The 21,583-nt window shown below is 72.5% G+C and carries 19 protein-coding genes; 8 read left to right on the top strand and 11 right to left on the bottom strand.

Annotated elements, in window-relative coordinates; genetic code table 11:
- Positions 1-69: 69 nt before the first annotated feature.
- From gshB to rsmI, 3 genes are all read right to left on the bottom strand, one after another.
- Positions 70-1,017, bottom strand: a complete 948-nt coding sequence (gene gshB / locus BLV24_RS10790) for a glutathione synthase (protein WP_092681535.1) — start codon at positions 1,015-1,017, stop codon at positions 70-72.
- Positions 1,018-1,149: 132 nt separating this feature from the next.
- Positions 1,150-1,626: a YraN family protein gene (locus tag BLV24_RS10795; RefSeq protein WP_092681537.1), complete on the bottom strand. Its 477-nt coding sequence runs from the start codon at positions 1,624-1,626 to the stop codon at positions 1,150-1,152.
- A 42-nt stretch (positions 1,627-1,668) separates the two neighbouring features.
- The gene (gene rsmI / locus BLV24_RS10800; RefSeq protein ID WP_092682055.1) at positions 1,669-2,586 is read right to left on the bottom strand and encodes a 16S rRNA (cytidine(1402)-2'-O)-methyltransferase; all 918 of its coding nucleotides are present in this window, start codon (positions 2,584-2,586) and stop codon (positions 1,669-1,671) included.
- Between the two features lie 358 nt (positions 2,587-2,944).
- Here rsmI and BLV24_RS10805 point away from each other — a divergent pair, with 358 nt between their 5' ends.
- The 3 genes from BLV24_RS10805 (at position 2,945) to murJ (ending at position 8,881) form a co-directional block, all read left to right on the top strand.
- A complete protein-coding gene (locus tag BLV24_RS10805) occupies positions 2,945-4,177 on the top strand; it encodes a penicillin-binding protein activator (RefSeq protein ID WP_143040291.1) in 1,233 nt (410 codons plus the stop codon).
- 197 nt (positions 4,178-4,374) lie between these two features.
- Entirely contained in the window at positions 4,375-7,179 is a 2,805-nt protein-coding gene (locus tag BLV24_RS10810; RefSeq protein ID WP_092682057.1) for a [protein-PII] uridylyltransferase, read from the top strand.
- Positions 7,180-7,285: 106 nt separating this feature from the next.
- On the top strand, positions 7,286-8,881 hold the full coding sequence (gene murJ / locus BLV24_RS10815; RefSeq protein WP_092682059.1) for a murein biosynthesis integral membrane protein MurJ: 1,596 nt from the start codon (positions 7,286-7,288) through the stop codon (positions 8,879-8,881).
- 28 nt (positions 8,882-8,909) lie between these two features.
- Here the strand turns inward: murJ and BLV24_RS10820 are convergent, their stop codons facing one another.
- Entirely contained in the window at positions 8,910-9,560 is a 651-nt protein-coding gene (locus tag BLV24_RS10820) for a rhomboid family intramembrane serine protease (protein WP_092681541.1), read from the bottom strand.
- Positions 9,561-9,800: 240 nt separating this feature from the next.
- On the opposite strand from BLV24_RS10820, the gene trpS reads away from it, so the two are divergent.
- The gene (gene trpS / locus BLV24_RS10825; RefSeq protein ID WP_092681543.1) at positions 9,801-10,853 is read left to right on the top strand and encodes a tryptophan--tRNA ligase; all 1,053 of its coding nucleotides are present in this window, start codon (positions 9,801-9,803) and stop codon (positions 10,851-10,853) included.
- A 115-nt stretch (positions 10,854-10,968) separates the two neighbouring features.
- On the opposite strand, the gene BLV24_RS10830 is transcribed toward trpS, so the two are convergent.
- From BLV24_RS10830 to BLV24_RS10845, 4 genes are all read right to left on the bottom strand, one after another.
- Positions 10,969-11,652: an HAD family hydrolase gene (locus BLV24_RS10830; RefSeq protein ID WP_092681545.1), complete on the bottom strand. Its 684-nt coding sequence runs from the start codon at positions 11,650-11,652 to the stop codon at positions 10,969-10,971.
- Positions 11,649-11,900, bottom strand: coding sequence for a DUF2798 domain-containing protein (locus tag BLV24_RS10835; protein WP_092681547.1), 252 nt, complete (start codon positions 11,898-11,900; stop codon positions 11,649-11,651). Before BLV24_RS10835 ends, BLV24_RS10830 begins: the two co-directional genes overlap by 4 nt.
- 114 nt (positions 11,901-12,014) lie before the next feature.
- Positions 12,015-13,211 carry an MFS transporter gene (locus BLV24_RS10840; RefSeq protein ID WP_176954708.1) on the bottom strand — a complete coding sequence of 399 codons (1,197 nt, stop codon included), beginning with the start codon at positions 13,209-13,211 and terminating at the stop codon, positions 12,015-12,017.
- Between the two features lie 158 nt (positions 13,212-13,369).
- The gene (locus BLV24_RS10845; RefSeq protein ID WP_092681551.1) at positions 13,370-14,338 is read right to left on the bottom strand and encodes a cation diffusion facilitator family transporter; all 969 of its coding nucleotides are present in this window, start codon (positions 14,336-14,338) and stop codon (positions 13,370-13,372) included.
- A gap of 95 nt (positions 14,339-14,433) precedes the next feature.
- Here BLV24_RS10845 and gpmI point away from each other — a divergent pair, with 95 nt between their 5' ends.
- The 4 genes from gpmI (at position 14,434) to BLV24_RS10865 (ending at position 19,205) form a co-directional block, all read left to right on the top strand.
- Positions 14,434-15,996, top strand: a complete 1,563-nt coding sequence (gene gpmI / locus BLV24_RS10850) for a 2,3-bisphosphoglycerate-independent phosphoglycerate mutase (RefSeq protein ID WP_092681553.1) — start codon at positions 14,434-14,436, stop codon at positions 15,994-15,996.
- 263 nt (positions 15,997-16,259) lie between these two features.
- The gene (locus BLV24_RS10855) at positions 16,260-17,366 is read left to right on the top strand and encodes a murein hydrolase activator EnvC family protein (RefSeq protein WP_143040292.1); all 1,107 of its coding nucleotides are present in this window, start codon (positions 16,260-16,262) and stop codon (positions 17,364-17,366) included.
- Positions 17,363-18,688, top strand: a complete 1,326-nt coding sequence (locus tag BLV24_RS10860; RefSeq protein ID WP_092681557.1) for a S41 family peptidase — start codon at positions 17,363-17,365, stop codon at positions 18,686-18,688. Before BLV24_RS10855 ends, BLV24_RS10860 begins: the two co-directional genes overlap by 4 nt.
- Before the next feature lie 13 nt (positions 18,689-18,701).
- The gene (locus BLV24_RS10865) at positions 18,702-19,205 is read left to right on the top strand and encodes an RNA pyrophosphohydrolase (protein WP_092681559.1); all 504 of its coding nucleotides are present in this window, start codon (positions 18,702-18,704) and stop codon (positions 19,203-19,205) included.
- A gap of 58 nt (positions 19,206-19,263) precedes the next feature.
- Here BLV24_RS10865 and BLV24_RS10870 read toward each other — a convergent pair whose 3' ends face one another.
- The 3 genes from BLV24_RS10870 to atpC form a co-directional block, all read right to left on the bottom strand.
- Positions 19,264-20,193, bottom strand: coding sequence for an aminotransferase class IV (locus BLV24_RS10870; protein ID WP_092681561.1), 930 nt, complete (start codon positions 20,191-20,193; stop codon positions 19,264-19,266).
- 236 nt (positions 20,194-20,429) lie between these two features.
- The gene (locus BLV24_RS10875; protein ID WP_092681563.1) at positions 20,430-21,059 is read right to left on the bottom strand and encodes a glutathione S-transferase family protein; all 630 of its coding nucleotides are present in this window, start codon (positions 21,057-21,059) and stop codon (positions 20,430-20,432) included.
- A 113-nt stretch (positions 21,060-21,172) separates the two neighbouring features.
- The gene (atpC, locus tag BLV24_RS10880) at positions 21,173-21,568 is read right to left on the bottom strand and encodes an ATP synthase F1 subunit epsilon (protein WP_092681565.1); all 396 of its coding nucleotides are present in this window, start codon (positions 21,566-21,568) and stop codon (positions 21,173-21,175) included.
- Positions 21,569-21,583: the final 15 nt, after the last annotated feature.

Raw genomic sequence — 21,583 nt, forward strand, 5'->3', positions numbered from 1 at the left:
CCCGCGGCGCGCCTCGGGGGGCGGCGCCGGGTGGAACCGCCGCGAGCGGCGGCGGCCCCGCCAGGAGCGTCAGCGGGCGGCGATGCGGGCCTCGACCGCCTTCCAGAACATCCCGGCGATGTTGACGCCATCGAAGCGCTCAAGCTCCTGCATCCCGGTGGGCGAGGTGACGTTGATCTCGGTGAGCTTGCCGCCGATCACGTCGATGCCCACGAAGATCTGGCCCTTTTCGCGCAGAAGCGGCCCGATTCGGGCGCAGATGGCACGGTCCGCATCGTCCAGCGCGATCTTCTCCGGGCGGCCGCCGACATGCATGTTGGACCGGGTCTCGCCCTTCTGAGGGACGCGGTTGATGGCGCCGACGGGCTCGCCCTCGATCAGGATGACGCGCTTGTCGCCTTTCTCCACCGCGGGGAGGAAGGCCTGCGCGATCAGGGGCTCGCGGTTGATGCCGGCGAAGAGTTCGTGCAGCGAGGCGAGGTTGCGATCGGAATGCGCCAGGCGGAACACCCCGGCGCCGCCGTTGCCGTAAAGCGGCTTGAGGATCATCTCGCCATGCTTCTCCTTGAAGGCCCGGAGGTCGGCGAGGGAGCGGGCGACCATGGTGGGCGGCGAGAGGTCGGGGAAGTCGAGGACCAGGATCTTCTCGGGGAAATTGCGCACCCAGAACGGGTCGTTGACCACGAGGGTCTTGGGGTGGATGCGCTCGAGCATGTGGGTGTTGGTGACGTAGGACATGTCGAAGGGCGGGTCCTGGCGGAGCAGGACCACATCCATGGTCGACAGGTCGACGCGGGTCTCCTCGCCCAGCGAGAAGTGGTTTCCCTTTTCCCGCCGGACGGTCAGGGCCTGGCCGCGGGCGTGGAGGGTCCCCTCGTCGAGCGACAGGTTCTCCGGACGGTAGTAGAACAGCGAATGGCCGCGGGCCTGCGCTTCCTCCGCCATGCGGAACGTGGTGTCGGCGTCAATGTCGACGCTCTGGATCGGGTCCATCTGGATGGCGATGGAAAGGCTCATGCGCGGGTCTCCCAGCCGGCGCGCGGTCGGGGCCGCGCGGTCGGAGGGACAGTCGCGACGCGCCGCGGGCGCGTCAAGCCGACCCGGCGTCCCGCGCCGGGCTTCGTGAGCGGATCCCGCGCCGGAGCGAGGTCAGGCGAAGGCGTTTTCCAGGATCTCCATCCGGCCCCACTGGTCGCAAATGGCGAGATCGAAACGGCGGTCGGCGAAATCCGCGCCGCGCAGGTTCAGGAACCGCTGCGAGGCCAGGTCCAGGCGGCGGAACTGCGCCGGCGTCACCGCCCCGGCCGCTTCGTCGAGACTGCGCCGCGCTTTCACTTCGACGAAAGCGTACCAGCCGTCCCGCCACAGGATCAGATCCAGTTCGCCGCCGCCGTGGACACGTTCGGCCCGCCAGTTCCGCGCCTCCAGCCGCCAGCCGCGGGCGAGATAGCGGCGCAGCGCCTGCGTTTCGGCCGCGGCGCCGCGGTGAAGCGAACGACGGCCGACCAGGCGACGTCGATCCATCCCGGTCGGAAGCGAAGCCTGCAGGGGCGCGGGCGGCGGGGTCGGACGGGAAGCCGGACGGGAAGCCGGACGGGGGGCCGAGAAATCGAGAGCGAGCTGCATGGGCGGGTTCCTTCGGTCGCCCTGCAGTGTGAGGGGGAAGGGTTAATCAAGGGTTTCGGATAGCGCCAGGGCGCGGGCGTAAACCATCTTGCGAGGCAAGCCCGTGGCGGCCTGCGCCTCGCGCACCGCGTCCTTGAGGCTGAGCCGGGACAGAGCGTCGGTCAACGCGGCGTCGAGCGTCTCGGCATCCGTCGCGGGGCCCTCGGGCGGCGGGCCGATGACCAGCACCACTTCGCCGCGGGGGGGATCCTCGGCGGCCAGCGTCTCGGCCAGTTCCGCCAGGGGCGCGCGGCGGATCTGCTCGAACCGCTTGGTCAGCTCGCGGCAGAGCGCGGCCTCCCGGCCCGCGCCCAGCACCGCCGCCATGTCGGCCAGCGCGGCCGCGCTGCGGCGCGGGCTTTCCAGGAACACCAGCGTCGCCCGCAGCCCGGCGATCTCGGCCAGGGCGGCGCGCCGGGCCGCGGATTTCGGTGGCAGGAAGCCCGCGAACAGGAAGCGGTCCGTCGGCAGACCCGACAGGCACAGCGCGGCGAGCACCGAGCTCGCCCCCGGCGCGGCGGTCACGGGCAGGCCCTCGGCCGCCGCCGCGCGCACCAGCTTGAAGCCCGGATCGGCGATCATCGGCGTGCCGGCGTCCGACACCAGCGCCACGCTCGCCCCCTCGCGCAGGCGGGCGAGGATCTCGGGCCGGGCGGTTTCGCCGTTGCGGTCGTGATAGGCTACGATCCGGCGCCCGGCCAGCGGCACCCCGTGCATCCCCATCAGCCGGCGCAGGGAGCGGGTGTCCTCCGCCGCCAGCAGGTCGGCGCGGGCCAGCGCGTCGAGCCCGCGCAGGGTGATGTCGCCGGCGTTTCCGATCGGCGTCGCCACAAGGTGCAGCCCCGCCGGCAGCGGGCCGGCCGGGGCGCGGAAACCACGGGCGGGGAAATCAGGGAGGTCCTCGTTCCCGTCCGTTTCCATGTCCTCGTCCGCGTCCTCCTCCGCCCCCTGGTCGATGTCGGCGTCGGGGTTCTCGCCCCCGTTTTCGTCCGAAGTATCCTCTGAGCGCGCATCGACCTCGGGTTGCTCATCGACCACGCTTCCGACCGGGCCTCCGTCTCCGGGGCGTGACCGGGAAGCCTCATCGGCGCCGATGGGCGGACGGGTCGTCTTTCTTGCGCCGCGGTTTGCGCTCATAGTCCCTCGTCGATCGGGGTCGGACGGCGGATGCGGACCGGCCCCCTGGGGTGATAGTGACGGAGCAGGCATCATGGGCGCGACGACGGTGGATCACAACGGCAGGCGGCCCGGCGACGCGCGAAGCCTGCGACGGAGCGGCATGACCCTGGCCGCGCTGGCCGCGGCGGCGGCGCTTTCCGCCTGCGGCGGGACCACCACCCGCACCGGCCCGGTGGCCCAGGCGCCCGCGGCCCCGGCCAAGGCCGAACCCGCCCTCCCGAAGCCCGGAGAAGGCGGCCGCGTCGCGGTGGGCGAGGCCGCGAAGGTGGCGCTTCTGCTGCCGCTTTCCGCAGGGGATCGCGGGGCCGCGACGGCGGCGCGCGATCTCGCCGACGCCGCCCGGCTGGCCGAGACCGACGCCGGCGGGCTGGTCCGGCTCGACATCCGCGACACCCGCGGGGCCCAGGCCACGGCGGTTTCCGAGGCCACGGCCGCCATGCAGGCCGGCGACGCGCTGGTGCTCGGCCCGCTCTTCGGCGCCTTCGCCGCCCCGGTGGGGCAGGCGGTCGCGCCCGGCGGGCTGAACGTGATCTCCTTCTCCAACACGCCCTCCGCGGGCGGGGCCAATGTCTGGATCTCCGGCCTGCTGGCCGATTCGGAAGCCGAGCGAATCCTCGAATACGCCGTGTCCCAGGGGATCCGGCATGTGGGCCTCTACTATCCCGACAACGCGCTGGGCCAGGTCTCCCGCCGGGCGGTGACCGAGGCCGCCGCGACCCTCGGCGTCACCGTCGACCCGATCATGGCCTATCCGCGCAGCTTCGAAGGCATCCAGGACAGCGCCGGAACCTACGCCCAGTCGCACAAGGCCTCCGGCGCCCAGGCGGCGCTGCTGCCCGACAAGGGCCAGGGCCTGCAGGCCGCGGCGTCGTTCCTGCGCTACAACTCGGTGGGCGTGGGGCAGGAATACTTCCTCGGCCTCGGCGGCTGGGCCGACCCGGCGCTGGCCCGCGAAACCGCGATGGATGGCGGCCGCTTCGCCGCCCCGGACCCGACCCGCATGGCCGAGTTCGCCGCCCGCTTCCAATCCGCCTACGGCCGCGCGCCGGGAGAGATCGCGTGGCTGGGCTACGACGCCGTGACCATCGCCGCGGCGATGGTCAGCGAGGCCCGCGCCGAGGGCGACGACCGGCCCTTCGGGCTGGACGACATCACCGACCCGGACGGCTTCACCGGGATCAGCGGCTCGGTCGTCTTCACGCGCGACGGGCTCAACACCCGTCAGCTGGCGGTGATGCGCGCCACCTCCGACGGGCCGACCCTGCTGGAGACGACGCCGGGCGGCGCCCTGCCCGCCGCCGCCGCCGCGCTCGCCGCCCTGTCGGGAACCTGAGCCGCATGGCCCGGAGCCGCGCCGGCGACCCGCCCGCTTCCGACGCACCCGCCCCCGACGCGCCCGTGAAGGCGGACGCGTCGACACGGCCCGCCTTCGCCGACGGCGCCGACGCCGGCGCCTCCGAACCAGAGGGAGAGGAGCGCCGGCGCCAATCCCGCGCCCGGCCGCCCCAGGGCGAAGGCCCGGCGCCGGGCGTGGAGGACGCCCCCACCTCCGGCCTCGCCACCGACACCCCGCTGATCCGCCCGGCCCGGGAGATCCTGGAGGCCGAGACCACGCTCGCCCGGCTCGCCGTCGCCGCCGAGACCGCGGCGGGCGAGGGCCGCGACGGGGTCCGCACCGCCGCCGCCGTGGTATTGCGCGAGGCGCTGGAGAGCGGCCATGCCGCCATCCGCGAGGGCCTGGAGGCCCGCCCGTGGGCCGGCGGCGCCGTGGCCCGCTCCATCGCCTGGCTGACCGACGAGGTGGTGCGCCTGTCGCTGGAAGTCGGCCTGCGCTGGCTGCATCCCTCGGCCAACCCGACCGAGGGCGAACGGGTCGCGGTGCTCGCGGTCGGCGGCTACGGCCGCTTCGAGATGGCGCCCTATTCCGACGTGGACCTGTTGTTCCTCACCCACTGGAAGCGCACCCCCTGGGTCGAGAGCCTGGTGGAATCCGTGCTCTACCTGCTGTGGGACCTGCGGCTGAAGGTCGGCCACTCCACCCGCACCGTCGACGATTGCGTCCGGCTCGCGGGCAGCGACATCACCATCCGCACCGCCCTGCTGGAGCATCGCTGCATCTCCGGCGACACAAGGCTGGTGGAGGATCTCGAAACCCGGCTGTGGACCGGCCTGTTCTCCAGGACCGGGCCGGAATTCGTCGAGGCCAAGCTGGACGAGCGCGGCCAGCGCCACCAGCGCCAGGGCGGCACCCGTTACCTGCTGGAACCCAACGTCAAGGAATCCAAGGGCGGCCTGCGCGACCTGCAGACCCTGTGGTGGATCGCCAAGTATCTCTACCACGCCGGCTCCCCCCGCGACCTGGCGGAGAAGGGCGTGTTCACCGAGGACGAGGTCGCGGTGTTCTCCGAGGCCGAGGAATTCCTGTGGACGGTGCGCTGCCACCTCCACTACCTCTCGGGCCGCGCCAACGAACAGCTGAGCTTCGACATGCAGGTCGACGTCGCCCGCCGCCTCGGCTTCGAGGACAATGGCGGCCAGCGCGGGGTCGAGCGTTTCATGCAGCGCTATTTCCAGCACGCCAAGGCGGTGGGAGAGCTGACCCGCATCTTCCTCGCGGCGCTGGAGGCCGCGCATGTGAAGAAGCGGCCGACGCTGGGCACGGTGGTGCGGAATCTCGGCTTCGGCGGCGCTTCGCGCAACCTGACCGGGCCGTTCCGGATTCGCGACGGGCGCCTTGATTTCCCGGACGAGGCGACGATCCTCGACGACCCGCTCAACATCCTGCGGATCTTCGACGAGGCGCTGCGCACCGGCACGCTGGTCCACCCATCCGCGATGCGGGTGATCGCGGCCAACCTGGACCTGATCGACGACGACCTGCGCGCCAACCCGGTGGCCAACCGCATCTTCCTGCACCTGCTGGTCGACTGCGGCGACCCCGAGCGCGCCCTGCGCCGGATGAACGAGACCGGCGTTCTGGGGGCCTTCATCCCCGAATGGGGCCGCATCCACGCGATGATGCAGTTCAACATGTACCACCACTACACGGTGGACGAGCATTCGATCATGGCCGTCTCGATCCTCGCGCGGATCGAGCGCGGGCGGCTGAAGGAGGACCTGCCGGTCGCCTCCGCCATCCTCGCCCAGGGGGTGGACCGGGTGCCGCTCTACGTCGCGATGTTCCTGCACGACATCGGCAAGGGGATGGAGCGCGACCATTCCGAAGTGGGCGAGGAGATCGCCCGCGTGGTCTGCCCCCGGCTGGGGCTGGACGACGCGCAGACCGACACCGTGTGCTGGCTGGTGCGCAACCACCTGCTGATGTCGGACGTGGCGCAGAAACGCGACATCTCCGACCCGACCACGGTGCGGGCCTTCGCGGCGGAGGTGCGCACGCCCTCGCGGCTGAACCTGCTGCTGGTGCTGACCGCCTGCGATATCATGGCCGTCGGCCCGGACGTGTGGAACAACTGGAAGGCGCAGCTTCTCCGCTCCCTGCATCGCCGCACGCGCGAGGTGCTGACCGGCGGGTCCGACAGCCAGAGCCGCACCACGCGGCTCGCCGAGGCGCAGGACGAGTTCCGCGCCGGGCTTTCGGACTGGAGCCCGGAGGCGGTGGAGGCGGAGGTCAACCGCTATTACCGCCCCTTCTTCCTCGGCCTGCCGCTGGAGACGCAGCTGGTCTTCGCCCGGCTCGGCCAGGGCGCGCGGCCGGAGCAGGTGCTTTCCGACATCACGCCGGAGGAAAGCCGCGACGCGACGCGGGCCTGCTTCTACATGTCGGACCATCCGGGCCTGTTCGCGCGCCTGTCCGGCGCGCTGGCGCTGGCCGGGGCGAACGTGCTGGACGCGCGCACGGTGACCACGTCGGACGGGGTGTCGTGTTCGGTGTTCTGGATCCAGGACAGCGAGGGGAACGCCTACGAATCCGCCCGGCTCGACCGGCTGCGCAAGGCCGTGGACCGGGCCCTGAAGGGCGAGGTCGTGGCGCGCGAGGCGCTCAAGCCCAAGCGCAAGGTCAAGAAGCGCGAGAGCAAGTTCAACGTGCCGACGCGGGTGCTGTTCGATAACGCCTCGTCCGAGCTCTACACCGTGGTCGAGGTCGACACCCGCGACCGGGTCGGGCTGCTCTATGACCTCACGCGGGCGCTGGCGGGGTGCAACGTCACCATCGCCTCGGCGATCATCGCCACCTACGGGGAGCAGGCGGTGGACGTCTTCTACGTGAAGGACCTGTTCGGGCTGAAGATCACCGCCGCCAACAAGATGAAGCAGATCGAGAGCCGCCTGCGCGACGCGGTCGAGGCCGCGGCGCCGGACTCGGACGAGGGATAGGCGGATGACCGAGGGGAACGAGCACGGGCCGGCGCCGGACGCCGGCCCGGCGAAGACCGTGGCCGGCGGCGATCCGGGCGGAACGCCCCGCAAGCCGGCGGCGGAGATGACCCCGCGACCGGCCCGCCTGATGCGCAGCTTCGCCACCGTCGGCGGCTGGACCATGGCCAGCCGCGTCGGCGGGCTGATCCGCGACATCCTCGTGGCCGCGGCGCTCGGCGCGGGCCCGGCGGCGGAGGCCTTCGTGGCCGCCTTCACCCTGCCCAACCTGTTCCGCCGCTTCTTCGCGGAGGGGGCGTTCAACACCGCCTTCATCCCCATGTTCTCCCGCCGGCTGGAGACCGACGGCCCCGACGCCGCCCGCGCCTTCGCCGACCAGGCCATGTCGCTGCTGCTGAGCGTGCTGCTGGTCCTGACCCTTCTGGCGCAGCTGGGGATGCCGTGGCTGGTGCTGGCGCTGGCCTCGGGCTTCGCGGGGGACGAACGGCTGCCGCTGGCGACCGAATACGCCCGGATCGCGTTTCCCTACATCCTGTTCATCTCGCTCGCCGCGCTGCTGTCGGGGGCGCTGAACGCGCTGGGGCGCTTCGCGGCGGCGGCGGCGGCGCCGGTGCTGCTCAACGTCATCCTGATCGGGGCCATAGGGCTCGCGGCCACCGGGCTCTTCGACGGACTGGCGCCCGAGGGCGCGGCCGAGGGCTACGTCCCCGGCCTATTCCTGTCCTGGGGCGCGCTGCTGGCGGGCTTGGCGCAGATGGCGCTGGTCTGGCGGGCGGCGGCGAAGGCCGGCGTGCCGATCCGCCCCCGCCTGCCCCGCCTGACGCCGGAGATGAAGCGGCTGGCGGTGGTGTTCTTCCCCGCCGCGCTGGCCGCGGGGGTCATGCAGATCAACCTCGTGGTCGGCCGGCAGGTGGCGTCGTTCTACGAGGGCGCGGTGGCCTGGCTCTATTACGCCGACCGGCTCTACCAGTTGCCGCTGGGCGTCATCGGCATCGCCATCGGCGTGGTGCTGCTGCCCGAACTGTCGCGCCGGCTGGCGGCGGCGGACGAGGCCGGCGGACGCGAGGCGCTGAGCCGTTCGGCCGAATTCGCGCTGGCCCTCACCCTGCCCTCCACCGTGGCGCTGATCGTGATCCCGGGCCCGCTGATCGCGGTCCTGTTCGGCCGGGGCGCGTTCGAGGCCGGGGACATCGCCGCCACCGCGCTCGCCGTCGCCATCTACGGGGCCGGCCTGCCCGCCTTCGTGCTCCAGAAGATCGCCCAGCCGGTGTTCTTCGCGCGGGAGAACACGACCGATCCCTTCCGCTACGCGCTCTGGGGCATGGGGATCAACGTCGTGGCGGCGGTCGGGCTGACGCCGGTTCTGGGCTTCGCCTCCGCCGCGCTGGCCACCACGCTGGCGGCCTGGGCGAACCTGTTCCTGCTGTGGCGCGGAGCGCGGCGCTACGGCCCCTCGGCCCGGCCGGACGCCCGCATGATCCACCGCGCGCCCCGCATCCTCGCGGCCAGCCTCGTCATGGGCGTCGCCGCCTGGGGGCTGGAGGCGCTGCTGGCCCCCGCCCTGGCGCTGTCGGGCTGGCGCTACGCGGCGCTGGCCGGCCTGGTGCTGGGCTCGGCGGCGGTCTACGGCGTCGCGCTGGTGGGACTGGGCGGCCTGCGCCCCGCGGATCTGCGCGCCGCCATGCGCCGCGGAAAGGGCTGACCTGGGGGGGCCGCGCGGCCCCCCCGCCTCAGGCCTTCGGCACCACCGCCCAGGCGGCGACCCACCCGGCGACGAAGCCGCCCAGATGGGTCTGCCAGGCCAGCATTCCCGACAGCGCCACCGAGATCACCACGTTCACCATGAACAGCGCGAAGAGCGAGGATGCGAACTTGCGCATCGACCCCTCGCCCCGGCGCCGGGTGATGAAGGCGAACTCGGCGTATTTCAGCACGCCCATCAGCCCGAACACCACGCCCGAGACCCCGACCATCGGCCCGTCGGACTCGGCCAGCAGTCCGTAGGTGACCGCGCCGCCCACCGCCGTGACCAGGTAGAACAGCAGGTAGAGCCGGATCCCGAAGATCCGCAGCACCACCAGCGACAGGCCCAGGAAGGCCGCGCAGTTCAGCGCCAGGTGGGTCAGCCCGCCATGCAGGAAGGAATAGCTGAGCAGCGACCACCACACCTGCACCGGCGCGCGCTCGCCGGCCACCAGCCGCTCCCACCACGGGTCGAGAAAGGCGAACTCCCGGTATGCGTCCCAGCGCAGCCCCGGCCAGGCCAGTCCGAAATCCGATATCTGGAACGCCAGTTCCAGAACGATGAACACCGTCGCGAAGGCGAACGCCACCTGCCGATGCGCGGACAGGACGGGGGGCAGCGGGGGAAACTGGAACATCGGGCCTCGTGCTCTGGCGACCGGAAGGGCCGCCGCCTGGATTCGGTGCGGCCCCGGCGGGCCGGCGGCGCGTGTCGATCGCGCAGCGGGGGGCGCCGTCGGCGGCGCCTTGACCCCTCCGCCTCCCGCGCCTCATAACGCGGCCGCGCGCGACCCGTTTCCGGGGCCGCGCCGCCACCGGCGCAGGGCCGTTCCGGGGGAAACCGCATCCCGAACCCGCGCCACAGGAGGAACAGGAGAATGAGCGAAGCGCAAGAAGGCGCCGCCGCGCAGGCCGTCCATCCCCGCCGGGTGTTCTCGGGCGTGCAGCCCACCGGCAACCTGCACCTGGGCAACTATCTGGGCGCGGTGAAGCGCTTCGTCCAGATGCAGGAGGAGTGGGACTGCGAAAAGCTCTACTGCATGGTCGACCTGCACGCGCTGACCATCAATCCCGACCCGGCCGAGCTGACCCGCGCCACGCGAGAGCTCGCCGCCGCCTTCATCGCCTGCGGGCTCGATCCCGCCAAGTCGATGCTGTTCAACCAGAGCCGCGTCTCCGCCCATGCCGAGCTCGCTTGGGTGTTCAACTGCGTCGCCCGCGTCGGCTGGGTGAACCGGATGACCCAGTTCAAGGAGAAGGCCGGCAAGAACCGGGAGGCCGCCTCGGTGGGGCTCTACGCCTATCCGGTGCTGATGGCCGCCGACATCCTGGCCTACCGCGCCACCCATGTGCCGGTGGGCGAGGACCAGAAGCAGCACCTTGAGCTGACCCGCGACATCGCCATCAAGTTCAACAACGACTACGGCCGCCCCAACCATTTCCCGGAGGTCGAGCCGCTTATCGAAGGCGCCGCGACCCGGGTCATGTCCCTGCGCGACGGCTCCAAGAAGATGTCGAAGTCCGACGCCTCGGACATGTCGCGGATCAACCTGACCGACGACGCCGACGCCATCGCCCAGAAGATCCGCAAGGCCCGCACCGACCCCGAGCCCCTGCCCGAGAGCATCGAGGGCCTGGCCGAGCGGCCGGAGGCGAAGAACCTCGTGGGCATCTACGCGGCGCTGGCCGACCTGACGCCTGCGGGGGTGCTCGCCGAATGGGGCGGCAAGCCGTTCTCGGAGTTCAAGCCGGCGCTGGCGGATCTGTCGGTGGCCATGCTCGCCCCCATCGCGGGCCGGATGCGGGAGCTTCTGGCCGACATCCCCGAGATCGACGCGGTGCTGGAAAAGGGCGCCGAGCGCGCCGCCGCCATCGCCGCCCCGGTGATGGCCGAGACCTACGAGGCCGTGGGCCTGATCGGCCGCCGCTGATCCTGCGAAGCGCCCGGGCGGGGAAACCGCTCGGCCGGGCGCCCCTGTCTCCGCGCCGCGCGGGCGGGCCCAGGGGGCTCTCGCCACAGCCGACGCGCGGCTCCCGGCCTTGCGATCAGGCGAGCCCCACGGCCTTTCGCGCCAGCGCGGGCAGCTCCGAAAACGCCGAGAAACTCGCGAAGGGGGCCAGCGCCTCGGGCGTGGATTTCCGGTAGCCCTCCAGGTGCAGCAGGAAGGGCAGACCGGCGGCGGCCGCGGTCTCGGCGTCGGTTTCGCTGTCGCCCACATAGGCCGCGGGCCCCTCGCCCAGCGGGGCCAGCGCCGCGCCGATCACCCTCGGATCGGGCTTGAGCACTTCCGTCCCGCCCTCGCCCCGCACGCTGTCGCCGCCCACCACATGCGCCACCTCGAAGCCCAGCCCCGCCAGCAGGCGCCGGGCCTTGGCCTCGGTCTTCTGTGTGCACACGGCGATCCGCCAGCCCTCGGCGGCCAGCGCCGCCAGCGCCGCCGCCGCGCCCGGATAGGCGGTCGAGGCCTCCAGCGGGTCGTAGCCGGCGCGGAACGCTTCGAGGAAAGGGGTGACGTCGCCGCCCGGCACGCCGCCGGTATGGGTCAGCAGGCGCTCCACCTGCACCCGCTGGCCGCGGCCGACGAAGGTCTTGTAGGTCTCCACATCCACCGGCGGCCGGCCGAGACCGGCCAGCACCCGGTTGCCCGCGGCGCAGAGGCTCGGCGCGCTGTCGGCCAGGGTGCCGTCCAGGTCGCAGACCAGGCGGGGAGCGTGTCCGGAGGCGCTCATGCCTGCGGCCCCTCGCCGGACGCGGGCGCCCGCACCAGCTTCGCCACCATGCGGCGCACCACAGGGGCCACCACCAGCACCGTGGGGAAGGCCACCGCCCAGGAGGTGGGCCAAGTCTCGGCCAGCCAGATGACGGCGGCCTCGGCGTTCACCCCCAGCGCGCGGAAGATCGCCACGCCGGAGACGATGAGGCTCATCAGCCCCGACAGCAGCAGGCCGAACAGGATCGGGGCGAAACGGGGATGCATGCGGACGCGCTCCGTGTCTGGGTGCAGGGTCGTGTCTGGGTCCGGGGGTCAGCCTGGGTCCGGGGTGGTCTGGGAGCGGGGCCGCGTCCGGGCGCCGGGTCGGGCCGGACCGGCTCAGGCCGCCCTGCGCCGGGACCGCGCCGCGAGTATATACAGCGCCACCGGCGCCAGCATCACCGTCGCCGAGACCAGCGGCAGCGGCGCCGCGCCCAGCGCCTCGTATCCCACCGCCGCGACCACGGAGCCGCCCGCCATGCCGAGATAGACCGCCGAGCCGTTCAGCGCCAGCGCCAGCGGCGCGCGGTCCCCGGTCTGGGCCACCAGCAGGCTCTGCACCGGCGCCATGTAGCCCATCGACAGGCCCGACCACAAAGCCAGCACCGTCAGCGCCGCCGCGGGATGGCCCGCCGCGACGGGCATCGAGATCATGCAGGCCAGGCTGCCCAGCAGGCAGATCATGCAGGTGACGGATTCGCCGAAGGCCCGGCTCGACATCGCGCCGCCGACATTGCCGATCACCCCGCCCAGCCCGCAGGCCAGCAGCGCCGGGGGGATCAGACCGACCGGCTGGTCCGCGGCCTCGACCAGCCAGATGGCGACGAGCGCGTAGGTGGAGAACTGCGCGGTGATCGCCAGCCCGGTGACCGCGATGGTCATCGCCGCCGCCCGATCGCCCAGCACCTCGCCCAGCGCGGCCAGCGAGGCCCGCGCGCCCCGGTTCGCCGCCGGCAGCATGCCCCGGATCACCGGCGCCGCCAGCACCGCCGCGACCGCCAGCGCGCCCCACGCCCAGCGCCAGCCGAAGCTCTGCGCCAGCTGGCTGGCCAGCGGGATGCCCGCGACCGAGGCGATGGACATGCCGCCGAACACGATGGCGAGCGCGCGCGCCCGGTCCTCCGGCGGGACCATCGACGCCGCCGCCGCGGTCAGCGTCGGCCCCGTCGCCGCCGCGCCGACCGCCATGATCAGGCGCGAGGCCACCACGGTTTCATAGTCCTGCGCCACCGCCGACAGGGCGCAGCCCGCCGCGACGCAGAGCAGCCCGCCCGCGATCACGTCGCGGCGCGCCACATGCCCGATCAGCGTCTGCGCCGCCGGCGCGGCCACCGCGTAGAGCAGCGCGAACACCGTCACCAGCCCGGCGATGGCCGAGGGCGCGACGTCCAGCGCCGCGCTCATCTCCACCACCATGCCGACCGCGCCCAGCGAGGCGACGCCGATCAGGAAATAGGCCGCGCCCAGCGCGGCCAGCGCGATGGCCGGGGTGCGGGGCGACGCCTCGCAGGCGGCGGGATCAGGGTGGAAAGTCATGCGGACATCCTGCTCGGGCGGAAGCGACGCGCTGTTGTTGCGCCGCATGATACTAAGGCGAGCATATATTGCCAGACCGCCGCCACGACAAGCGCAACCCCGCGAACGCGACGTTTCGCACGGGCGCCGCCGCGGCGCGCAGACCGTCCCCGGCGGCGTCAGCCTCCGGCGGAAGGCGCATCGACGGCGGCGACGGCGGCGCCGCAGGGCTCTCCGGGAAACTCGATCTCCAGCGTGACATGGCCGATGCCGAACCGGGCGCCCAGCGTCTCGCGCACCCGGATCCGGACGGCGGAGACCGCCTCGGCGCCCGCGCTCTCGCTGACCAGATGCGCCTCCAGCGACAGCCGCCGCTCATCGATCCGCCACAGGTGGACATGGTGGACCGAGGCCACGCCCTCCACCGCCTCCATCGCCGCGCGCACGTCCTCGCGGGCCGGGGCGTCGGGAGCGGCGTTCATCAGGATGCGGATGCTCTCCTTCAGGTCGCCCCAGCAATGGCGGATGATCCAGACCGAGATCAGCAGGGTCAGCAGCCCGTCCACCCGCATCCAGCCGAGCGTCGCCACCGCCACGCCCCCCACGATCACCGCGGCCGAAGCCCCGGCGTCGGCGAGGTTGTGCAGGAAGGCGGCGCGCAGGTTGAGACTGTCCTTCGCCTGCGCCCGGATCAGCAGGGCGGTGCCGATGTCGATGACCAGCGCCAGCGCGGCGATCCAGACCACCACCCAGCCATCCACCGGCTGCGGGTCGATCAGGCGGCCGGCCGCCTCCCAAACCAGGAACAGCGAGATCACGATCAGCGTGGTGAGGTTGATGAGCGCGGCCACGACCTCGGCGCGGGCGTAGCCGAAGGTCATCACGTCGTCCGCCGGACGGCGGGAGATGCGCCGCGCCGCGAAGGCGACCAGCAGCGCCATGGCGTCGGACAGGTTGTGCAGCGCGTCGGCGATCAGCATGAGGCTGCCCGACAGGATGCCGCCGACGATCTGCGCGACCGTGAGCGCGAGGTTCACCGCCACCGCCCAGCCGATGCGCCCGTCGCCGGCATGGGCGTGGGCATGCCCGTGCGAATGCGAATGCCCATGGGGACGGGCGGGTCCGCGGTGAGGATGATCATGCGCCATGGAGCCACGTTAACGCCCCCCGACCCGCGCGCCGGCGCCGCCTTTCGTCTCCCCCGGGGGCGCCCTAGTCTCCGCCCAGCTTCAGGAGACACCCGATGACCGACGCCCCCGCTTCCGCCATCCCGAAACCCGTGGTGCTGGTGATCCTCGACGGATGGGGCCTGCGCCCGGAGACCGAGGGCAACGCCGTCGCCCAGGCGCATACCCCGACCTTCGACGCGCTGATGGCGGGGGCCCCGAATTCCACCCTCACCGCCTGCGGGAACGCCGTGGGCCTGCCCGAGGGGCAGATGGGCAATTCCGAGGTCGGCCACACCAATATCGGCGCCGGGCGCATCGTGTGGATGGACCTGCCCAAGATCGACCGGGCGCTGGAGGACGGCGCCTTCGCCGCCAACGCCACGCTCAAGGGCTTCATCGACAAGCTCAAGGCCTCGGGCGGGACGGCGCATCTGGCGGGGCTGGTGTCGCCGGGCGGGGTGCATTCGCATCAGCGCCACGTGGCCGAGACCGCGAAGATCGTCGCCGCCGCCGGGGTGCCGGTGCGCATCCACGCCTTCACCGACGGCCGCGACACGCCGCCCAAATCCGCGCCCAGCGACCTCGCCTGGCTGGAGGACGCGGTGGCCGGGGCCGGGGACATCGCCGTGGCCAGCGTCTCGGGCCGGTTCTACGCCATGGACCGGGACAACCGCTGGGACCGGGTCAGCCGCGCCTTCGCCGTGATGACCGCCGGCGAGGGCGAGACCGCGCCCTCCGCCGCCGACGCCATCGCCGCGGCGCATGAGGCCGGCGACACCGACGAATTCGTGCCGCCCTGCGCCATCAACGGCTATGCCGGGATGACCGACGGCGACGGGCTGCTGTTCCTGAACTTCCGGGCCGACCGGGCGCGGGAGATCCTCGCCGCCCTCGCCGATCCGGATTTCGACGCCTTCGACGCCTCCGCCCGGCCCGATTTCGCGGCGGTGGCGGGGATGGTCGAGTATTCCGACAAGCACAACGCCTACATGGACGTGCTGTTCCCCTCGGAAGAAATCGTCAACACGCTCGGCGCCTGGGTCTCCTCCCATGACAAGCGCCAGATGCGGCTGGCGGAGACGGAGAAATACCCGCACGTCACCTTCTTCCTGAACGGCGGGGAGGAGACGCCGGACAAGGGCGAGGACCGCCACGTCGCGCCCTCCCCCCATATCCGCACCTACGACCTTCAGCCCGAAATGGCGGAGCCCGAGGTGACCCATCGCCTGGTCGAGGCGATCCGCGGCGGCAAGCATGACCTGATCGTGTGCAACTTCGCCAACCCGGACATGGTGGGCCATACCGGCGACCTCGGCGCGGCGATCGCGGCCTGCGAGGCGGTGGACGCGGGGCTCGGCAAGGCGGTGCGTGCGCTGGAGGCCGCGGGGGGGGCGATGATCGTCACCGCCGACCACGGCAATTGCGAAACGATGATCGACCCCGAGAGCGGCGGGCCCCACACCGCCCACACGCTCAACCCGGTGCCGGTGATCCTGGTCGGCGGGCCCGAGGGCGCGCGGCTGCGCGACGGCGGCGTGCTGGGGGATCTCGCGCCCACGCTGCTGGAGCTGATGCGCCTGCCCCAGCCCGAGGAGATGACCGGCGCCTCCCTCCTGATCCGCGCCAACGCGGAATGATCCCGGCCCGGCGCAAGCGAGCGGGGCCGAGGTTGACCGCGCAAGCGCAGGGAGCCCCGATGCCGGGCCTCGACCGACCAACGGCGCGCCCCTTGAAGGGGCGGATTTCAAAAAGGTTGGGCGCGAGCCTCGCTTCGCTCGGGTTTCGGCCTGCGGCCGGAGGGGAGGGGAGCCTCGCTTCGCTCGGGAACCGGCCTGCGGCCGGAGTGGGGCGGGGCGGCTGGCTACGAGGTTTCTGGCTGGGGATGTCCTTGGGTCTGGCCGTGGCCGCTCCTATCGCTGCGGAAACCGCCGCAGCCCTGATCGCCAAGGCCGACGCGGCGCTGGCGCAGGCGGACCGCGGGCTTGCGGCCTCGGCCGGGGGCGATGCGGAACGGCGGCTGGCGGCGCTGGACCGCGCCAAGACGGCCGCGGAGCAGGCGCTCGCCGCCATGCGGGCCGGCCTGCGGGAGGCCGCGTCGCGTGAGGCGCAGCTCTCGGAAGGCGCGGAGGCCGCGCGGGACGGCTCGCAGCTGGCGCTCGCCCTGCTCGCCGCCCGCGCCCGGGCGCCGCTCGCAGCGCAGGCCGCGCAACCGGCCGGACCGCTCGCCGCCGCCCGCGGGGCCTGGCTGACCGCGGCGCTCGGCCCCGGCCGCGCGGCGCAGGCCGGCGATCTCGCCGCCGCCGCCGACGACGCGCGTCGGGCCGAAGGCCAGGCCCGCAGAGCCTGGGCGCGGATGCGCGCCGCCCGCGAGGATCTCGACGACGCGCGCCGCCCCATCGCCGCCGCCGCCCGGCGCAATCCCGACGTGGCCCTCACCTTCGCCCCGCCGCGCCTGCGCGAGGCCCGCGCCGCCCTCGAAGCCTTCGCCGAGGCCGCCGCCCGCGCCGCCGCCGCGGGCCCCGATCCGGCCCCCTCCGCGCCCCCGCCCCGCGGCTTCGTCCCCGGCGCCCTGCCGCTGCCCGCCCCCGGCCGGATCCTCGCCCGTTACGGGGAATTCGACGCCTTCGGCCAGCGCAACGAGGGGCTGGAGATCGGCGCCCCCGAATGGGCCCGCCCGCGCAGCCCGTTCCTCGCCTCGGTCCGCTATGCCGGGCCCATCGGCGGCCGCCGCCTGGGCGTGGCGCTGGAGCCCGCGCCGGGCCGGCTGCTGATTCTCGCCGGCCTCGCCGCCATCACGGTCGAGGCCGGAGAGGTGGTCCGCGCGGGCCAGCCGGTCGGTCAATTGGCCGTCATCGACGCCGTGGGCGAGGAATTTCTGGTTGAAGCCCCCGCGGAGGGGGGCGCACTGTCCCGCGCAATGCTCTATGTCGAAGTGCGGGAGGACGGCGCGCCCGTCCCGCCCGCCAACTGGTTCGCACTCCCCCAAGGAAGGGCCGGAACGCCATGAAGAAACTCGTCGTCGCAGCCCTCGGGGGCGCGCTCGCCGGAGCGGTCATCACCGCTCCGTTCGCCGTCCCGCTGAGCGCCCAGGAAAGCGACGCCCGCACCACCTACGAATATCTCGACCTGTTCGGCGACATTTTCGAGCGCGTGCGCGCCTCGTATGTGGAGAAGGCGGACGAGAAGGCCCTGATCGAGAGCGCCATCAACGGCATGCTCGCGTCGCTGGACCCGCATTCGTCCTATCTGCCCCCCAGCGCCTTCGACGACATGAAGGTGCAGACCAAGGGCGAGTTCGGGGGCCTCGGGATCGAGGTCACCATGGAGAACGGCTTCATCAAGGTGGTGTCGCCGATCGACGACACCCCCGCGGCCGAGGCCGGGGTCGAGTCCAACGACTTCATCACCCATATCGACGGCGAGAGCGTGCTGGGCCTGACCCTCGCGGACGCGGTGGACAAGATGCGCGGGCCGGTCGGCTCGGACATCACCATCACCATCGTGCGCGAAGGCGCCGACGAGCCCTTCGACGTCGTGATCACCCGCGCCAACATCAAGATCGCCGCGGCCAAGGGCCGGGTCGAGGGCGATGTGGGCGTGCTGCGCGTGACCCAGTTCACCCAGCAGACCTTCGAGAACCTGCAGGAGAGCATCCTGAAGGTGCAGGAGGAAATGGGCGGCGCGGACAACGTGAAGGGCTACGTGCTCGACCTGCGCAACAATCCGGGCGGGCTGCTCAACCAGGCGGTGGCGGTCTCCGACGCCTTCCTCGAGTCGGGCGAGATCGTCTCCACCCGCGGCCGCGACCCGCAGGACATGGATCGCTACCAGGCCGAGGCCGGCGACCTGACCGGCGGCAAGCCGATGGTGGTGCTGATCAACGGCGGCTCCGCCTCGGCCTCCGAGATCGTGGCGGGCGCCCTGCAGGACCATCGCCGGGCGATCATCCTGGGCTCCAAGTCCTTCGGCAAGGGCTCGGTCCAGACGATCATGCCGCTGTCGGGCAAGGGCGCGATCCGGCTGACCACGGCGCGCTACTACACGCCGTCCGGCCGCTCCATCCAGGCGCTGGGCATCGAGCCCGACATCCTGATCGAGCAGCGCGCCCTGGCGCCCGAGGACGACGAGAACGGCCCGCCGCCGCGCACCCGGTCCGAGGCCGACCTGCGGGGCAGCCTGGAGAACGCGCTGACCGACGACGAGCGCAAGCACCTGGAGGACGAGCGGGCCCGCCACGAGGCGACCGCCGAGCTTCGCCGCCAGGACCTTCAGCTCGCCTATGCGCTGGACGTGCTGACCGGCCTGTCGGTCTACGGCGCGGATCGCTGAGGGGGCCAGGCGCATGAGCGGACGGCCCGAGCCCACGCCCGAGGAGATCGCGGCGCTTCCCTATCGGCCCTGCGTGGGGCTGATGATCCTGAACCGGGAGAGCGCGATCTTCGTGGGTCAGCGGCTGGATTTCCGCTCGGACGCCTGGCAGATGCCCCAGGGCGGCATCGACAAGGGCGAGGCGCCGCTGGAGGCGGCGCTTCGCGAATTGTGGGAAGAGACCGGGATCACCCGCGACAAGGTCACCCTGCTGGCCGAGGGCCGGGACTGGATCCCCTACGACCTGCCCGCGAACCTGGTGCCGAAACTGTGGAAGGGGAAGTACCGGGGCCAGAACCAGCGCTGGTTCGCCTTCCGCTTCCACGGGCCGGACGCCGACGTGAACATCGCCACCGAGCATCCCGAGTTCAGCCGCTGGGAATGGTCCCCGCGCGACAAGGTGCTGGACCGGATCGTGCCGTTCAAGCGCGCCACCTATCGCAAGGTGCTGGCGGAGTTCGACCACCTCTGGCCGTAAGGGCCGGCCCTCGCCGGCCCCCGTGCTGACCCCCGCTCAGCGCCGTGTCCGAAAGGGCTCAGGCGTCGTAGCGCACCGGGGTCGCGTCCCAGCCCTCGGCGTGCTTCGCCCAATACAGCTCTCGCAGCCGGGCGGAGATCGGGCCCGGGCGGTCGTTTCCGTAGATCCGCCCGTCCAGCCGGCTGACCGGCATCACCCCCCCGGCGGTGGTGCAGGTGAGGATCTCGTCGGCCTCGCGCAGCTCGGCTTCGGTGATCCGGCCTTCCCGCGCAGGGATCCCCAGCTCGGCGCAGAGATCGAAGACCGCGCCCCGGGTGATCCCCTCCAGCGCGCCGCGGTCCGGAGCGACCAGCGCGCCGTCCTTGATCATGAAGATGTTCCAGCCCGGCCCCTCGGTCACGAACCCGTCCCGATCGAGCAGCACGGCGGACTCCGCGCCGGCGTCCTCCGCCTCCTGCAACGCGCGGACCATGTCGCCCCAGTGGTAGTTCTTGATGGTCGGATCGACGGAGTCCGCCGGAATCCGCGGGGTCTTGGCAACGATCAGATGGGCGCCGCGGGCCTGCTGCTCCGGCGTGAACACATCGATCCAGGGCAGGGCGTAGGCCATGAACCGGTTTTCGATCAGGCTGGGCTTGCGCGGCATGCCGGGGGCCGGCACGCCGCGGGTGCAGACCATCGCCACATAGGCGTCCCGCAACCCGGCCAGCGCCACGCAGCGGTGCAGCACCTCGGCGATGCCCTCCGCATCGAGGTCGATCTTCATGCGCAGCCCGGCCATCGAGGCCTGGAACCGCGCCAGGTGCCGGTCCAGCCGGAAGAAAGCGCCGTCCTTCACATGCACCACGTCATAGGTGACGTCCGAGCGGGTGAATCCCCAGTCGAGCGCCGAGACCGTGGCCTCCGCCGCCGGCACGTAGCGGCCGGAAACATAGGCGGCGCCGGCCGAATAGTCGGGTTCGGCCTCGGGGGACTGGACGTGTTTCATGGCCGGCTCCTGCAGGAAGGTTAGATGCGGGCGAGGATGGCGCCGGTCGGCGGGGTTGGGAAGGGCCGCGTCAGGCGCCGCGCTCGGACCCGCGGCATCCGGCGCGTGCTGATCCGGTCCGCCGCGGTTCCGTCGGCGAGCGGCAGGGCGCCCGCGGCCGGGCGGTCCTCGCACCCCATGCGGGCGCGTCCCTGGGCGTGGCCTGACGGATCTCGGGGCTCCGGGGGGCGGGCCCCTCAGACGAGCACGGAGGTGGCGCGGAAGCTCTCACGCGCCGCCATGCGCTTCGACCAGGCGTGGAGCCGCGGGCGACCGGCGAGCAGCGCCGCCCCCTCCGGCGCCCGCGCGAAGGCGGCGACCATCGGGGCGAGATGCGCGTCCGCCAGCCCCGGCGCGCCGCCCAGCAGATACAGGCCGGGCCCCGCCAGCGCCTCCAGCGCGTCCAGCGCCCTGCGCGAGGCGCGCAGGCCCTCGCGCACCAGCGCCGCGTCCGGGGCGCGGCCCTCATGGCGGGCGAAGACCTTCTCCGCATAGACCTGCCGCACCATCGGCCAATAGGCGTAGGCGTCGGCCACGGAGATGATCTGGCGCATCCGGGCGCGATCCAGCGGATCGGCGGGCTGCAAGGGCGGGCCGGAGAAGCCTTCGTCCACATATTGGCAGATGGCCGCGGTTTCGTAGATCACCGCGGCGCCGTGGACCAGCACGGGGACGCGGCCGAACGGGTGCAGGGCCTCGGCCCCGCCGGGCGCGAACGGATCGGACTCCACCCAACTGGCCTCGACGCCCTTCTCGGCCAGCGCCAGCAGCGCCGCCCAGGCGTAGATGCTGCGATGGTAGCCGTGCAGCGTCACCGGCGCGGTCATGGTCCCGTCCCGTCCGTGGTCCTGCGCGGGCCGTTTCCGCCCCGCTTCAACGAGGACGCCCCGCGCGAGGGTTCGCGCGGGGCGTCAGGGTCTTCCGTCCCTCGTTATTCTGTTCAGAAGCCCAGGGTCTGCTTGAGAAAGCGAAAATCGCTCACCACCTGCGCGGCGATGATCTTCGCGTCCCCGGCCGCGATCTCGTGCGCCTTTTCGGCGAGCGCGATCTTGGCGTCGAACCATTCGGCCGAAGCCTCGGCCGCCGGGATCGCCTCCTCGGCCAGCACCGAGGCGCCGGCCGGAGAGATCTCGGCGAAGCCGCCCGTCACCACGTAGCCGGTGGAGGCGCCGCCGTCCTTGACCGTCACCACGCCGGGGCGCAGCGAGGTCAGGAAGGGCGAATGCTCCGGCATCGCCGTCAGGTCGCCCTCGGCGCCCGGGATCTGGATGGCGTCGGCTTCCCCGGAAGCGACCTTGCGCTCCGGCGAAACCAGGTCATAGGCGAGCTTCGCCATAGATGGGCTCCCGTC

The organism is Albimonas donghaensis, from assembly GCF_900106695.1.
Taxonomy (GTDB): domain Bacteria; phylum Pseudomonadota; class Alphaproteobacteria; order Rhodobacterales; family Rhodobacteraceae; genus Albimonas; species Albimonas donghaensis.